General features: G+C 65.5%; 11 protein-coding genes. 8 read left to right on the forward strand and 3 right to left on the reverse strand.

What is annotated here, in order from left to right; translation table 11 throughout:
* Nucleotides 1-58: 58 nt before the first annotated feature.
* The 4 genes from argB (at nucleotide 59) to ACZO3G_RS04100 (ending at nucleotide 4,479) form a co-directional block, all read left to right on the forward strand.
* A complete protein-coding gene (gene argB / locus ACZO3G_RS04085) occupies nucleotides 59-919 on the forward strand; it encodes an acetylglutamate kinase (protein WP_101548206.1) in 861 nt (286 codons plus the stop codon).
* A 311-nt stretch (nucleotides 920-1,230) separates the two neighbouring features.
* Nucleotides 1,231-2,415 (forward strand): acetylornithine/succinylornithine family transaminase, encoded by a 1,185-nt coding sequence (locus ACZO3G_RS04090; RefSeq protein WP_276872939.1) that lies wholly within the window; start codon nucleotides 1,231-1,233, stop codon nucleotides 2,413-2,415.
* Nucleotides 2,390-3,301 (forward strand): ornithine carbamoyltransferase, encoded by a 912-nt coding sequence (gene argF / locus ACZO3G_RS04095; RefSeq protein ID WP_276872941.1) that lies wholly within the window; start codon nucleotides 2,390-2,392, stop codon nucleotides 3,299-3,301. Before ACZO3G_RS04090 ends, argF begins: the two co-directional genes overlap by 26 nt.
* 137 nt (nucleotides 3,302-3,438) lie before the next feature.
* Nucleotides 3,439-4,479, forward strand: a complete 1,041-nt coding sequence (locus ACZO3G_RS04100) for an ABC transporter substrate-binding protein (protein WP_276872942.1) — start codon at nucleotides 3,439-3,441, stop codon at nucleotides 4,477-4,479.
* A gap of 58 nt (nucleotides 4,480-4,537) precedes the next feature.
* Here the strand turns inward: ACZO3G_RS04100 and ACZO3G_RS04105 are convergent, their stop codons facing one another.
* A complete protein-coding gene (locus tag ACZO3G_RS04105) occupies nucleotides 4,538-5,017 on the reverse strand; it encodes an SAM-dependent methyltransferase (RefSeq protein ID WP_276872943.1) in 480 nt (159 codons plus the stop codon).
* 176 nt (nucleotides 5,018-5,193) lie between these two features.
* Here ACZO3G_RS04105 and ilvB point away from each other — a divergent pair, with 176 nt between their 5' ends.
* Both ilvB and ilvN read left to right on the forward strand, forming a co-directional pair.
* Entirely contained in the window at nucleotides 5,194-6,816 is a 1,623-nt protein-coding gene (gene ilvB / locus ACZO3G_RS04110) for a biosynthetic-type acetolactate synthase large subunit (protein WP_276872945.1), read from the forward strand.
* 15 nt (nucleotides 6,817-6,831) lie between these two features.
* Nucleotides 6,832-7,323 carry an acetolactate synthase small subunit gene (gene ilvN / locus ACZO3G_RS04115; RefSeq protein ID WP_101548215.1) on the forward strand — a complete coding sequence of 164 codons (492 nt, stop codon included), beginning with the start codon at nucleotides 6,832-6,834 and terminating at the stop codon, nucleotides 7,321-7,323.
* A 1,089-nt stretch (nucleotides 7,324-8,412) separates the two neighbouring features.
* Here the strand turns inward: ilvN and trmB are convergent.
* Nucleotides 8,413-9,114 carry a tRNA (guanosine(46)-N7)-methyltransferase TrmB gene (gene trmB / locus ACZO3G_RS04120; protein WP_101548219.1) on the reverse strand — a complete coding sequence of 234 codons (702 nt, stop codon included), beginning with the start codon at nucleotides 9,112-9,114 and terminating at the stop codon, nucleotides 8,413-8,415.
* Nucleotides 9,111-10,097 (reverse strand): tRNA dihydrouridine synthase DusB, encoded by a 987-nt coding sequence (gene dusB / locus ACZO3G_RS04125; RefSeq protein WP_276872804.1) that lies wholly within the window; start codon nucleotides 10,095-10,097, stop codon nucleotides 9,111-9,113. The genes trmB and dusB overlap by 4 nt, the downstream gene beginning before the upstream one ends.
* A gap of 120 nt (nucleotides 10,098-10,217) precedes the next feature.
* Here dusB and ACZO3G_RS04130 point away from each other — a divergent pair, with 120 nt between their 5' ends.
* Both ACZO3G_RS04130 and polA read left to right on the forward strand, forming a co-directional pair.
* On the forward strand, nucleotides 10,218-10,679 hold the full coding sequence (locus ACZO3G_RS04130) for a GNAT family N-acetyltransferase (protein WP_101548224.1): 462 nt from the start codon (nucleotides 10,218-10,220) through the stop codon (nucleotides 10,677-10,679).
* A 234-nt stretch (nucleotides 10,680-10,913) separates the two neighbouring features.
* Nucleotides 10,914-13,514: a DNA polymerase I gene (gene polA / locus ACZO3G_RS04135; protein WP_276872805.1), complete on the forward strand. Its 2,601-nt coding sequence runs from the start codon at nucleotides 10,914-10,916 to the stop codon at nucleotides 13,512-13,514.
* Nucleotides 13,515-13,581 lie beyond the last annotated feature (67 nt).

Genomic DNA, 13,581 nt, shown 5'->3' on the forward strand with positions numbered 1-13,581 from the left:
CAGGCGGCGCGGCGGGAGATCCTTCGGCACGGCAACCAATTGGGAGGAGAGGGATAGCATGCAGATTACGAATTCCGATAAGGCGCAGGTGCTCGCGGAGGCGCTGCCCTATATCCAGGACTACGCGGGCAAGGTGGTCGTCGTCAAGTACGGCGGCAACGCGATGGTAGACGGCGCGCTCAAGGCCGCCGTCATGAGCGACATCGTGCTGCTCTCGCTCGTCGGCATCAAGATCGTATTGGTGCACGGCGGCGGGCCCGAGATCACCGAAACGCTCAAGGCCATCGGCAAGGAGAGCCGGTTCATCGGCGGCCTGCGCTACACCGACGAGGAGACCCTCAAGGTGGCGCAGATGGTGCTCGCGGGCAAGACCAACAAGGACCTCGTCAACCTGCTCGAGCAGCAGGGGGGCCGGGCGATCGGTCTCTGCGGCATCGACGGCCGGATGATCTCGGCCAAAAAGATCGAGGGGGAGGCCGACCTCGGCTATGTCGGGGAGGTCACGGGCGTCGACGCGACCGTGCTGCGCGACGCGCTCGACCGGGGCTACATCCCCGTGATCGCCACCCTCGGCTGCGGGGAGGACGGCACCGTCTACAACATCAACGCCGATTCGGCGGCCTGCCGCATCGCGGCCGAGCTGCACGCCGAAAACCTCATCTCCATGACCGACGTGCGCGGACTGCTCCGCAACAGGGACGACGAAAACACGCTGATCCCCGAGGTCAAGGTCAGCGAGGTGCCCCTGCTCGTGCGGCAGGGGGTCATCGCGGGCGGCATGATCCCCAAGGTGGAGTGCTGCGTCGAGGCGGTGCGCCGCGGCGTCAAGCGCGCCTTCATTATCGACGGGCGCATCCCCCACTCGATCCTCATCGAGCTCATGACCAACGAAGGCATCGGCACGATGTTCTTAGGATAGCGGCTGGGGGAACCAGGGGGACTTTGAAAAGTCCCCCTGGACCCCGAAACTTTTGGTTCAGGCGGGACGCGCCGCGACGCCGCGCGCGCGTCCCGTGAGGATAAAGTTTTCGCCCGCTTTTTCACACACAGCCCGTGAGACTAAAATTTTCGCCCGCCTTTTATAAAAGGCGGCGGGTTGTCAGGGCGGAGCCCTGACGCGCGGCGCGCACGCCGCAAGACGCCTTGTCCTTCAGGCGCATTTTGGAAAAGGGTGTGGGGAAACCTTTTACAAGACAAAAGGTTTCCCCACGAACGGAAAGGGTGATCGGCATGACCCTCATGGAGGAAGATAAACAGTATATCGCGAACACCTACGGGCGGTTCCCGTTCGAAGCGGCCAGCGGCAAAAACGCGACCTGCATGGGCGGGGACGGAAAAACATACATCGACTTTTCCAGCGGCATCGGGGTGAACTCCCTCGGCTTCTGCGACGAGGGGTGGGCCGCGGCGGTCGCGAAGCAGGCGGCCACCCTCCAGCACATCTCCAATCTCTACTATACCGCGCCGATGGTAAAGGTGGCCAAAACCCTCTGCGAGCGGACGTTTGCCGACAAGGTGTTTTTCTGCAATTCGGGCGCGGAGGCCAACGAGGGCATGATCAAGACCGCCCGAAAATACAGCTTCGATAAATACGGCAGGGGCCGCCACAAAATCGTGGCGCTCGAAAATTCCTTCCACGGGCGTACGGTGACGACCCTCTCCGCCACGGGGCAGGAGGTCTTCCACCGGTATTTCGACCCGTTCACCGACGGCTTTTCGTTTGTGAGGGCGGGGGATATCGCCGCGCTCGAGCGCGCCGCCGACGGGGAAACCTGCGGCATCCTGCTCGAGCTCATCCAGGGGGAGGGCGGCGTGGTGCCGCTCGACCGGGAATTCGTCGACGCGGCGGCGCGCATCTGTAAGGAGCGCGACATCCTGCTGATGGCCGACGAGGTGCAGACGGGAATCGGCCGCACCGGAAAGCTGCTCTGCTGCGAGCACTACGGGATCACGCCCGACCTCGTCTCGCTCGCCAAGGGGCTCGGCGGCGGACTGCCGCTCGGCGCGGTGCTCTTCGGCGAAAAATGCGCCCACACGCTCGGCCCGGGCGACCACGCCACCACCTTCGGCGGCAACCCGGTGGCCTGCGCGGGCGCTTTGGAGGTGCTCGGACGCATTGACGAAAAACTTCTCGCGGAGGTCGCGGAAAAGGGCGCGTACATCACAAGGGCGGTCGAAGGGATGCCGCACGTCGTGAGCGTCGAGGGAAAGGGGCTCATGCTCGGCGTGACGCTCGAGGGGGTCAACAGCCGCGAGGCGGCGGCCGCCTGCCTCGAAAACGGGCTCATCATCCTGACCGCCAAGGCGAAGCTGCGGATGCTTCCGCCGCTCACCGTCACCTATCCGGAAATCGATGAAGGCTTAAAAAGACTGAAAGAGGTGCTCGAACATGAATCATCTGCTGAAACTGCTTGACCTTTCCAACGAGGAGATCATCGAACTGCTGAACCTCGGCGACCAGCTCAAATACGAGCTCAAACACGGCATCCGCCACCAGCACCTGAAGGGGAAAACGATGGGGATGATCTTCCAGAAATCCTCCACCCGGACCCGCGTCTCCTTTGAAGTCGGCATGGCGCAGCTCGGCGGTTCGGCGCTCTTCCTGTCGGCGCGCGATTTGCAGATCGGCCGCGGCGAGCCGGTGCAGGACACCGCCCGGGTGCTCTCGCGGTACCTCGACGGCATCATGATCCGCACCTTCGCCCAGCAGGAGGTCGAGGACCTCGCCAAATACGGCTCGATCCCCATCATCAACGGCCTGACCGACTTCTGCCACCCCTGCCAGGTGCTTGCCGACCTCATGACCATCCGCGAATACAAGGGCGGGCTTGAGGGGCTCAAAATGTGCTACATCGGCGACGGCAACAACATGGCCAACTCCCTCATCGTCGGCGGCCTCAAGACGGGGATGTCCGTCGCGGCCGCGACCCCCGCCGACTACCGGCCCGACCCGGCGGTGCTCGACTTCGCCAAGCCCTACGGGGACAAATTCCTGCTCACCTCCGACATCCGCGCCGCCGCCGAAAAGGCCGACGTCGTCTTTACCGACGTGTGGGCGTCGATGGGCATGGAGGAGGAGGCAGAGAAGCGCCGCGCCGCCTTCAAGGGCTACCAGGTGAACGAGGAGCTTCTCGGGCTCTGCGCGCCCGACGCGATGGTACAGCACTGCCTGCCCGCCCACCGCGGCGAGGAGATCACCGACGAGACGTTTGAAAAGCACGCCAACGAAATTTTCGACGAGGCGGAAAACCGCCTGCACGCCCAGAAGGCCGTCATGGTCAAGCTGATGGCGGGCAAATAGGATGAAAAAACAGGAGGCCCCATGAGGGGCCTCCTGTTTTTTTGGAGCGCGCAGCAAACGGGCGCGTGATTGACACTGCTTCCACGATGGGCTAAAATAGACACAAACCCGGGCGGCAACGCCGAAAGGACGGACCGATGAACGTGAAAAAGCTGCTGGCACTTCTGCTGGCGATCATGCTGACAGCCTCCCTCGCCGCCTGCGGGCAGAAGGAGCGGGGCGGGGAAAGCTCCTCCCCCGCGCCCGAGAAGGAGCCCGATCCCAACTGGCCGGTCGCGATCGGCGACATCCGCATCCCCGAAAAGCCGCGCGCGGCCGTCTCCCTCTCGCCCGCGCTGACCGAGGTGATCTTCGAGCTCGGCGCGGAAAACCAGCTCGCCGGGGTCAGCGACTTTTGCGACTACCCCGCCGGCGCGGACGGGCTGCCCCGCTGCGGCACCGCCGCGCTGCCCGATTTCGAGGCGCTTTCGGACATCCGGCCCGACGTGGTCTTTTCCTCCGCCGCCCTCTCCGAGGCGGACACGGTGAAGCTCCAGCAGATGGGCGCCGAGGTGGTCGTGCTGCCCCGCGCGCATTCGATGGACGAGCTGCGCGCGATCTACCTGAATACGGCGATCGTGCTGGGCGGGCTGGAGGACGGCGACCAGAACGGCTACGACACCTTCCGGGCGCTTGAAAACCGTTGGGACGCGCTGACCGCCGCCGCCTCACGGGTGACCGAACGGCTGGGCGGCGTCTACCTGCGCGCAGCGCCGCTCATGATGGCGACAGGGGACGCCTTCGAGGGGGAGCTGCTCGCCGCGATCGGCGTCGAGAACGACGCGGCGGAATTCACCGGCTGGGAATACCCCGCCGACCAGGCGGTCAACCTCTATCCCGATATCATCTTCTACGACGAGGGGATCGATCCCGAATACTTTAAGGGCACCCAGGTCTACAACACGACCGACGCCTATAAGCAGGGGCGCATCTACCCGGTGAACGGCACGGCCCTCGAGCGGCAGAGCGGCAGGATGTTTGCCGAGCTGGAAAAAATGTTCGCCGAGGCGTACCCCGAGCTGGCCTCCCTGCTTGACGCGCCGCCCGAGGAGGAACCGGCGGCGGAATCCTCCTCGGGGGAGGAGAGCGGCGGGGATGACGGGATGCTCGACATCAGCGATATGACGCAGGTCGGATAGAGTGAAAAACGGGACCGGGGCGGAGCCCCGGTCCCGTTTTTCTTTGCGGGCGGCCGTGTCAGAAGTTGAACTCGTCCTCCCAGGGGAAATCGCCGCCGGATTCCACATCCCCCGGCCAGTGGGCGCACCACGCCGGCAGCGGCGGGTCCTCCACCCGGTCGAGGCTGGGGGTGTAGGGCTTGAGGTCGAGGAGGGGGCTGCCGTCCTCCGCGTCGATGTAGCTTAGTCCGATCACGCCCGCCTTGGGGTCGAGACGGGTCACGGCCGCGCAGGAGAGGGCGAGGGGGTTGGGGCGCATGGGCGAGCGGGTGGCAAAGACCCCCAGGCGCTCCGGCCCTTTGACATAGGGGGACCGTTCGACCAGGTTTTCGCGGGAGCGGGCGTCGTCGCAGCCGGAAAACCACCAGAGGATATTGAGATAGCCGAAGCCCTCCAGCCCGGCCATCGCCGGGCGGTAGGCCGGGTCGAGCTCCAGGCGGAAGCCGCCGCCGTCCGAACGGATGCGGCCAATTGGTTTTACTGAGTAGCTGATGTCCATAAAAAACCTCCTGTTTGATTTTTTACGGTACCGTTGCTACCAGTATAACAGCAAGCCTTGATACTACAAGCCCCAATTTTGAAAACCCGCAAATCCGTCCCCACGCATTGACGGAGGAGGGCGCGAGCGCGTATAATAGCCAAAAGGGACAACTCCGACAGGAAGGGTGGATGCAGATGATCAGCGGCGCGCAGGCGATGGTGAAATGTCTTGAGGCGGAGGGGATTTCCGTGGTATTCGGGTATCCCGGCGCGGCGATCTGCCCGTTTTACGACTGCCTCGGGCAGTCGTCCATCCGGCACATCCTCACCCGCAATGAACAGAACGCCGGCCACGCCGCGAGCGGCTACGCCCGCGTCACCGGGAAGCCCGCCGTCTGCGTCGCCACCTCCGGCCCCGGCGCGACCAACCTCTTCACCGCGATCGCCACGGCCTATGCCGACAGCATCCCGCTCGTCGCGATCACCGGGCAGGTGGAGACGGGGCTTCTGGGCCGCGACGTCTTCCAGGAGGTCGACACCACGGGCGCGGCGGAGCCGTTCACCAAATACAGCTACCTCGTGGGGGACGCTTCCGACATCCCGCGCGTCTTCAAGGAGGCGTTTTACATCGCGTCGACCGGGCGGCGCGGGCCGGTGCTGATCGACATGCCCGTCGACGTCCAGCGGCAGTTGATCAATTTCCGCTACCCGCAGGAGGCCTCGATCCGGGGCTATAAGCCCCGCTTCCGGGGTCATGCCGTGCAGGTGAAGCGGGTCGCGGAGGCGATCCGCGCCGCCAAGCGCCCGCTGCTCTGCGTGGGCGGCGGCGCGATCGCGGCGGGCGCCCAAAAGCAGGTGCGCGCCCTCTGCGAGGCGGTCTCGCTGCCCGCGGTGAGCACCCTCATGGGCATCGGCGCGCTGCCCGCCGGGCATCCGCTCTATTTCGGGATGCTCGGACAGAGCGGCGGCTGCGCCGCAAACGAGGCGGTCGCCGAAAGCGACCTGCTCATCATCCTCGGCGCGCGCGCCGACAACCGCGCGATGGCCAAGCCCGACCAGATCGAGGCGGCGACCGCCGTCGTGCACATCGACATCGACGCGGCGGAGATCGGCAAAAACCTCGGCACCACCATCCCCCTCGTGGGGGACGCGGCCGCCGTGCTCGAACAGCTTCTCGAGCAGTCCCCGTGCGGCGAGTGGGGCAAGTGGCTCGAATGGCTGCGCGCCCGCCGCGCGCGGGAGGCGGCGCCCGCAGCGGCGCCGCCCAGGGCGGGCTGCGTCGATCCGGAGGCGTTCGTGCGTCTGCTCTCCGCCAAAATGGAGCCCGACGCGATCTATGTCTCCGACGTGGGGCAGAACCAGATCTGGTCGGCGAAAAACTGCGCGGTCAGGGACGGGCTCTTCCTCACGACGGGCGGCATGGGCACGATGGGCTACGCGCTGCCCGCCGCCCTCGGCGCGAAGCTGGCCTGCCCCGGGCGGCAGGTCGTCGCCGTCTGCGGCGACGGGGCGTTCCAGATGGCCATGATGGAGCTTGCCACCGCCAACCAGCACGGGGTGCCGGTCAAGCTCGTCGTGATGCGCAACGATATGCTCGGCATGGTGCGCGAAATCCAGCAGAGGGAATACCGGGGCCGGGAAACCGCGGTCGCCCTTGCGGGCGGTCCGGAGATCGGCGGGATCGCCGGGGCGTACGGCGTCCCCTTCGACCGGATCGATTCCATGGAGGAGGCCGGGGCCGCTGTGGAACGGTTCCTTGCGGCGGACGGTTCGTATATCCTCGAATGTGTCGTAGACCCGCGGGAGGAAACCCGCTGACAGGAGGAAAAGCGTATGAAACAGATCATGTCGGTGCTGGTGGAAAATAAGGCGGGCGTGCTCTCCCGCACGGCGGGGCTTTTCGCGCGCCGGGGCTTCAACATCGAAAGCCTCGCGGTAGGCGAGACCGAGGACCCCACCGTCTCCCGCATGACGATCGTCGTCGAGGGGGACGAGCGCACCATCGAACAGGTCGAAAAGCAGCTTAATAAACAGATTGACGTCATCAAGGTCAAGCTCCTTGAGACCGACGCGGCCACCCGCCGCGAGCTCATTCTTATCAAGACGAACGCCACCCAGCAGAACCGCGGGGAAGTCATCGACATCGCCACGATCATGAACGCCAAGATCGTCGACCTCTCCCGCGCCACCCTCACGGTTGAGATGTGCGACCGCCCCGAGCGGGTCGACCTGCTGATCGATATGCTCACCCCCTACGGCATCGCCGAGATCGCCCGCACGGGGATGATCGCCCTTCAGAAGGGCGCCGACGCCATTCGGAAGTGATTTGCCGCTCAGGGGCTTGTCGGCTGCCTGCCGGCAGGGGCCTTCTTAGGTTTGCCGCTCGGAGAGCGGTGGAGCTTGCCGGGTCCTGCCCCGGCGTGGTTTTGGATTTGCCGCGCTGCGACGGCCCGCAGGCCTAGTGCCGGAGGCGTGTCCCGCCGACGGCCGCCCGGCGAGGCTATCACGGGAATTGCCGCCCGTGGGCGGCAAGAAATACGAGCGCGTTCCGCCGCGCGGCACGGGTTCCTTTTCGGACGGACGAAAAGGAACGAAAAGTCCGCCTAAGGGGGCTCCGCCGCCCCCTTAGGTATCCCCTGGAGTACCTTGCCATAACCTGCAGGTTACCGCCGCTCCCCACGGGTACACCAGCTGAAGGCTCAATTCAGGTTGCGGGCGCACCCAACGACCGAAGCCGGATAGCTCGCCATAATCCACAGCGGAAAACAACGCCCGTTCCGGGCGTTCGCGCGCTCCGCGCGCGTGCGCGGCGAAGCCGCGCAGTTTTCCGCCTCCGCGTGGGCGCTGCGCGCCACGCAAAAGCGGCCGTGCCTCCCCGAACGCACTTCCGGTACGGTACCGGAGACTCTCGGGCAGAGGCATTGCGCCTGCGGCGCGGCGGCTGGCGGGATGCTGTACACCTGTCCGCTCATCCGTGACAGGGTGCCGCCGACTTTGGCCGAAGGCCAACCGGAGGCGGCGTTGGGGTCGCAGGGATTTGGCCGCAGGCCATCCTTGCAGAGAATCCGGCCCGCAGGGCCGGGTCTGCGAAGCGGACTCAAGCCGGGGGCGCGGGGCGGAGCGCCCGCGAGCGGCCGTCGCGCGTAGCGCGCTCCGGGCGCAGCCCGGGCAGGCCGCCCAAGCCCCCTGCGGCTTCTTTCCCCCATTTCTTGTCCGTATAAGAAATGGGGCCGCCCGCCGGGGCGGGACCCGGCAAACTATACCGCTCACTGAGCGGTGAACCTAAGGTCCGCCGTCGGTCGACTACCGACAAACTCCGCCGATCACTGAGCGGATAATCTAAACCCGCCGTCGGCCGACCACCGACAAGCTCCGCCGCTCCCCGAGCGGCAAATGAAAATCCGCCGGTAACGATCACTCGTCATCGGCGGGTTTGCGCTCCGCGGAAGAAAGATCCGGAACCAGAGCACAATCGGGATTCCTCCGCGCTCGGATGGAATAGATCGGCTGGCCGAGATTGGAAAAATACCGCTCGTATTCGGTCATGATGTTGCCCTCCGCGTATTCACTGCGGTGCAGGTCGGTGGTGGAAAAATACCGCTCCATGCAGGCGTCGAATTCAAAGGTGGAAAAGTGGTAGAGCATATAGTTGTCCGTCTTGAACCACACCTCGCCCCCGTCGGCGAGCAGGGCGTTGTAGACGGCGAGACGGCCCCGGTAGGTGAGGCGGCGCTTAAACTGCCGGTGCTTGTGCCAGGGATCACAGAAGTTGATATAGATGCGCCCGACCTCGCCGGGCAGGAAGATTTCCGGCAAATGGTCGGCGTCGCCGAGAATGAAGCGCAGGTTGGGCAGCCGGGCCTCCATAGCGCGCTCGGTGGCGATGACGGCGACGTTTGCCTCCTTCTCCATCGCGACGAAGTTGATTTCGGGATGCAGGGAGGCAAGCGCGCAGATAAACGCGCCCTTGCCGCAGCCGAGTTCCAGGTACAGCGGCGCGCCGGGGTTGGGAAACTCCTCGCGGATGCGGCCCTTCTTTTCCTCCGGGCTTTGGATGACGACCGGCGCGCAGGCCGCGAGCCGGGGGGCGAGATTCGGTTTTTTTCTCGGTCTCATGGCATTTCCTCCCTGATGTCCGGATTGGCGGCGAGTACGTCGGAAGCCAGCCGCACCGCGTCCTCGTAGGTGCAGAGCTCGCCCGAACGCTTGCGGAAGGCGGCCGCGCCGCGCATCCCCTTCATATACCAGGCGGCGTGCTTGCGCGCCTCGCGCATCCCCTGGCGCTCCCCCTTGTTTTCGCAGATGAGCCTCAGATGGCGGAGCATGACCTCCATGCGCTCCGCGAGCGGCGGCGCGGGCAAAACGCTGCCGTCGTCAAAATAGCGGTCGACCTGCCGGAAAAGCCAGGGACTCCCGAGCGCTCCGCGGCCGATCATGACAAGGTCACATTTTGTATAATCATACATGTGCAATACGGATTGTATATCAACGCAGTCCCCATTTCCGATCACGGGGATCGAAACGGCGGCCTTTACCGCGGCGATGACGTCCAGATCGACGGGCGGGGAATAGAACTGCTGGCGGGTGCGGCCGTGCACGGTGAGCGCGGCCGCGCCGCTCTCCTCCATGATGCGCGCAAATTCCACCGCGTTGACATGCTCGTCGTCCCAGCCCTTGCGGAACTTGACGGTGACCGGCAGGGGAACCGCCTTGACGACCGCCTCGGCGATCCTGCCCGCGAGGGCGGGATTTTTCATGAGCGCGCTGCCGCCCCCGTTGCCCGCGATCTTGGGCGCGGGACAGCCCATGTTGATGTCGATCACGTCGGGACGGTAATCGAGCGCCTTTTTTGCCGCCTCCGCCAGGATGTCTGGCTCGTCCCCGAAGAGCTGCACCGCGACCGGCCGTTCGGCATCCTGTACGCCGAGCAGCTTGGCGGTCTTCTTATCGGAGTAGTGCATCCCCTTGGCGCTCGCCATCTCGCCGACCATATAGGCCGCGCCGAACTCCTTGCAGACCTGGCGGAAGGCGCTGTCCGCCACGCCCGCCATCGGAGCGAGCGCCGCCGTCCGTTTGATTTCGATGTCCCCGATCTTCATGGGAGCCTCCCCGTGCAAAACTTTTTCAAATTCCACATGATATCTTAACAGAAATTTGACTGTCAGGCAATGTTTTATGCTATAATATCCAGTATGTAAGCGGGAAGGGAAGAGACGCATATGGAGATTCGGACCGCCGTGGAGGCGGATATTCCGCGAATCGTGGAGATTTACAAGCAGCTCTTCGCGCTTTCGGCGCGGATGCAGCCGGAACGCTTTCGCGATACCCCGCAGGACGAGACGTTTTTGCGGGAGGTTGTCGCAGCCGGGGATCAGGAGCTTTTTGTGGCGGACGACGCGGGGGAGGTCTGCGGGTTCGCGCTGGCGCAGGACCTTGCGACGCCGCCCTACGACTGTGTCATCCCCTACCGCTACGCCTATCTGATGGACCTCTGCGTCGACGAGCGGCACCGAAACGGCGGCGTCGGCGCGCTGCTGATGGAGAGCGTCAAATCGTGGGCGCGCGGCCGCGGGCTCCGGTATGTCGAGCTCTGCGCGCTGGCCCAGAACGAGGGCGCCGTCCGCTTTTACCGCAGGAACGGGTTCGCCGAGGCGCGGCGGATTATGCAGTTCGACCTCTAGCGCGGCTGGGCGGAAAACCGGGCGGCGGAGCCGCCCGCGCGCGCTTCGCGCGCGGACGCGCCTGCGGCGCGTCGTTTTCCGCCGCCCTGTTTTGCGGGGCGCACTGTCCGGCGGCGGGGAGACTGTCCCGCCTCACGTCTCGCGCCCGCGGTGATGGGACGAGGCCGGCCTGATCAAAGTTTTCGGGGTCCGGGGGACTTTTTCAAAAGCCCCCCGGAGAAAGGATTGTTGCTTATGAAGCTGCTTGCGATCGACGGCAACAGCATTTTAAACCGCGCCTACTATGGCATCAAGGCGCTGACGACCAAGAACGGAGAGTTCACCAACGGCATCTACGGGTTCCTGAGCATCCTGCTCAAGGTGCTCGACGAGGTGCAGCCGGAGGCGGTGGCGTGCGCGTTCGATCTGCATGGACCGACCTTCCGGCATGAGATGTACGACGGCTACAAGGCCCAGCGCAAGGGGATGCCCGACGAGCTGGCCTCCCAGATGGAGCCGCTCAAGGAGCTGCTGGGCGCGCTCGGCTTCACGATCGTCACCTGCCAGGGCTACGAGGCGGACGATATCCTCGGCACGCTCGCGAAGGCGTGCTCCGACGGCGGGAACGACTGCGTCATCGCGACCGGCGACCGGGACAGCCTCCAGCTTGTGGGGGGGCATGTGTCGGTGCGGCTGGCGACGACCAAGATGGGCCAGCCCGCCTCCACCCTCTACGACCGCGCGGCGGTGATGGAGAAATACGGCGTCGAGCCGCCCCAGCTCATCGACGTGAAGGCGCTGATGGGAGACGCCTCGGACAACATCCCGGGCGTGGCGGGCATCGGCGAAAAGACGGCGCTGGCGCTCGTCTCCCAGTTCCACGACCTCGACGCGGTCTACGAGCACCTCGACGACCCGTCCATCAAGCCGGGCGTGCGCAAAAAGCTCGCGGAGGGCCGCGAGATGGCCTACACCAGCCGCAAGCTGGGGGAGATCTGCTGCGACGCGCCGATCGACGCGGAGCCGAGGCATTACCTCCGGGGGGCGGTCGATCAGAAAAAGGCGGCCGCTCTCTTCGCGCGGCTGGAGATGTTCAAAATGATGGAACGCTGGGGCGTCGACCCGCAGGCCGCCGCCGGGGAGGGCGGCGACGCGCCGCCTGCGGCGGCGCGCGAGCCGTCCAGGCCGCTTACCGTCTCGGCGGGCCCTGCGGACTTTGCCGGGCGCGTGGCCGCGGCGGGCGGGGCGGATGTGATCGCCGGCCTGGACGGCAGCGGCGACATTGTCGCCGTCGCCGCCGTTCTTCCGGACGCGCTGCTGCTCGCGGGCAAGGACGCGGCGGCGGAGCTGCTCCGTTCGGACGCGCCGCTGCGGGTGTGGAGCAGCAAGCCGTTCCACCGAATTGCGTATAAAGAAAACAAGTATATACAGAATGTAAAGTTCGATGCCGAGCTGGCAGCCTATCTGCTCAGTCCGACGAGCGCCGTCTACGACCCGCTGCAACTGGCGGCCCAGTACGGCATCGCGCCGCGCGAGCTGGCGGGCGAGGTGCCGGAGGATTTTGCCGCGCTGGCGGGGCAGGCGGCTGTGCTGGACGAGCTGTGCGGCCGGCTGGCGGCGGAGATCGCGGAGAAGGGGCAGGAGAAGCTGCTCTTCGAGATCGAGATGCCGCTCGCGCGGGTGCTGGCGGGCATGGAGTGTGAAGGCTTCTCCCTTGACGCCGACGCCCTGCGGGAGTACGGCGGTGAGCTCGACGACCGGCTGGAGGAGCTGCACGCGGGCATCGTGGAGTACGCGGGGTACGACTTCAACCTCAATTCGCCCAAGCAGCTGGGGGACGTCCTCTTCGTGAAGCTCGGCCTGCCCGCCAAAAAGAAGACCAAGACGGGCTATTCCACCAACGTGGACGTGCTCGAGGCGCTGCGGCCCCACCACCCGATCATCAACCTGATCCTCGAATACCGCAAGCTCTCCAAGCTCAAGTCCACCTATGTGGACGGGCTCCTCAAGGTGGTCGGGCCCGACGGGCGGGTGCGCTCCACCTTTCAGCAGACCGAGACGCGCACCGGCCGGATCAGCTCGACCGAGCCGAACCTCCAGAACATCCCGGTGCGCACCGAGGAGGGCAGCAAGCTGCGCCGGTTCTTCCGCGCGCGGGAGGGCTGGAAGCTGGTCGACGCCGACTATTCGCAGATCGAGCTGCGGGTGCTGGCTGACCTCGCGGACGACGAAAACATGATCGCCGCCTTCCAGAGCGGCGAGGACATCCACACGACCACCGCCGCGCAGGTGTTCGGCCTGCCGGAGGAGATGGTCACGCCGGTCATGCGCTCGCGCGCCAAGGCGGTCAACTTCGGGATCGTCTACGGCATCGGGGCGTTTTCCCTCTCGCAGGATATCGGCGTCTCGATCGCCGAGGCGGACAGCTACATCAAGAATTACCTGGAGCACTACGCGGGCGTCCGGAAGTATATGGAGGACACCATCAAATTCGCGCGGGAAAACGGCTATGTGAGAACTCTCTTCGGCCGCCGCCGCTATCTGCCCGAGCTGGCCGCGTCCAACAAGGTGACGCAGGCATTCGGGGAGCGGGTCGCGCGCAACACCCCCATCCAGGGGACGGCCGCCGACATCATCAAGATCGCCATGGTGCGGGTGTTTGAACGCCTGCGCCGGGAGGGGCTGCGCGCCCGTCTCATTTTGCAGGTGCACGACGAGCTGCTCGTCGAGGCTCCCGCGGAGGAGGTCCCGGCCGCGACCGCGATCCTCAAGGAGGAAATGGAACATGCCATTACGCTCAAGGTCCCCCTCGTGGCCGACGCCAACGTCGGGGACAACTGGCTCGAAGCCAAATAGACCGCGCCGCCTCCGGCTGATTTCCCGCCTCTCGGGAACGCCCCAGTACCTCGTCCGCTTTGGGCGG

This window comes from Anaerotruncus sp., from assembly GCF_057433415.1.